2 protein-coding genes are annotated in these 1,394 nt (G+C 65.3%); both read right to left on the reverse strand.

The window, feature by feature from the left end; all coding sequences use genetic code 11:
* Positions 1-669 (reverse strand): phosphate regulon transcriptional regulator PhoB (gene phoB / locus F3H95_RS26955; protein WP_149748240.1); only part of this gene is annotated, 669 nt, incomplete at its 3' end.
* A gap of 23 nt (positions 670-692) precedes the next feature.
* Positions 693-1,394, reverse strand: a 702-nt coding sequence (phoU, locus tag F3H95_RS26960; RefSeq protein WP_149748241.1) for a phosphate signaling complex protein PhoU, incomplete at its 5' end; no start/stop codon positions are given.

A 1,394-nucleotide genomic window follows, 5' to 3' on the forward strand; every position in this document is an offset into this window, starting at 1 on the left:
ATACCCCGCGCCGCGAACGGTGCGGATGACATCCTGCATGTTGGAGAAGTTGAGCGCCTTGCGCAGGCGCCCGACATGCACGTCGACGGTGCGCTCGTCCACGTAGATGTCGTGGCCCCAGACGCCGTCGAGCAGCTGCGAGCGGGAAAACACCCGGCCGGGCGAGGCCATCAGGAATTCCAGCAGGCGGAATTCCGTCGGCCCGAGGCGAACCTCGCGGCTCTTGCGGTGCACCCGGTGCGTCTCGCGGTCGAGTTCGATGTCGCCGCAGCGCAGGATGCTCGAAAGAACCTCCGGCCGTGCCCGCCGCAGCATCGCCTTCACCCGCGCCATCAGTTCCGGCGTGGAGAAGGGTTTGACCACATAGTCGTCCGCGCCGGTCGCCAGGCCGCGCACCCGCTCGCTCTCCTCGCCGCGCGCCGTCAGCATGATGATCGGCAGCCGCTCGGTTTCCGGGCGCATGCGCAGCCGCCGGCACAGCTCGATGCCGGAGACGCCGGGCAGCATCCAGTCGAGGATCAAAAGATCCGGCAGGCGTTCCTGCAGGCGGATCTCCGCCTCGTCACCCCGCAGGATGGTTTCCACCTCGTAGCCCTCGGCCTCGAGGTTGTAGCGAAGGAGCACGCTCAGCGCCTCCTCGTCCTCCACGACCGCAATCTTCGGCAGCATTGGTCCGCAACTCCGTCAGTCACTCACTCGGCAATCGCGCCGAGCGTATTGGAGGTATCGTCCTTCGGACGCTCCCCTTCCGGCTGGGCGCCGGTGGTGATGTAGTAGATGGTCTCGGCGATGTTGGTGGCATGGTCGCCGATGCGCTCGATGTTCTTGGCGCAGAACAGAAGATGCGTGCAGGTGGTGATGTTGCGCGGATCTTCCATCATGTAGGTCAGAAGCTCGCGGAACAGCGAGGTGTACATGGCGTCGATCTCCTCGTCGCGCTGGCGGATGGCTTCCGCCTTCTGCGCCGAGCGGTTGGAGAAGACGTCGAGCACTTCCTTCAGCTGGACGAGCGCCAGATCGGAGAGGTGTTCCAGACCCCGGGCAAGCTTGCGCGGCACGCCGGTGCCCTGCACGGCAATCACCCGCTTGGCGGTGTTCTTGCCGAGATCGCCGACGCGTTCCAGGTCGGCGGCAATGCGCAGCACGCCGATGATCTCGCGCAGGTCGCCGGCCATCGGCTGGCGCCGCGCGATCGTCACGATCGCCTTTTCCTGGATCTCGCGCTCGGCATTGTCGAGGATCACGTCGTCCGAGATGATCTTCTGGGCAAGCGCCGCATCCGAATTCACCAGCGCGCGCACGGCTGCGCCGCACATCTCCTCGGCCAGACCGCCCATCTCGGAAATCCGGCGGTTCAGGTATTTCAGGTCTTCGTCAAAGGCTGACAGAATATG

It is taken from the genome of Rhizobium sp. RU35A, assembly GCF_900156005.1.
GTDB classification, from domain to species: domain Bacteria; phylum Pseudomonadota; class Alphaproteobacteria; order Rhizobiales; family Rhizobiaceae; genus Neorhizobium; species Neorhizobium straminoryzae.